Below are 300 nucleotides of genomic sequence, written 5' to 3'. Positions count from 1 at the left end.
CTAGAGGCTTTTCTTGGCAGTGTGAGATCATGACCTTCGCTACTGTAATTTTCACTCCCCATCACAGCCCAGCCTTACGATGTGCGGATTTGCCTACACATCAGCCTCACTGCTTGGACGGACATCCATCAGTCCGCGTCACTACCCTGCTGCGTCACCCCATTGCTCATAACGGTTTACGGTGGTACAGGAATTTCCACCTGTTGTCCTTCGACTACGCCTGTCGGCCTCGCCTTAGGTCCCGACTTACCCTGAGCGGACGAACCTTCCTCAGGAACCCTTAGGCTTTCGGCGGATCTG

1 rRNA gene is annotated in these 300 nt (G+C 54.7%); it reads right to left on the bottom strand.

Going from position 1 to position 300, the window contains the following annotated elements:
* Nucleotides 1–300: ribosomal RNA gene (locus ACE5LO_RS27890) — 23S ribosomal RNA — on the bottom strand; the annotation flags it as partial.

The sequence above is a fragment of the Paenibacillus medicaginis genome, from assembly GCF_042138635.1.
Lineage (GTDB): Bacteria > Bacillota > Bacilli > Paenibacillales > Paenibacillaceae > Paenibacillus > Paenibacillus medicaginis.
This window is presented reverse-complemented; position numbering and strand designations above follow the sequence as displayed.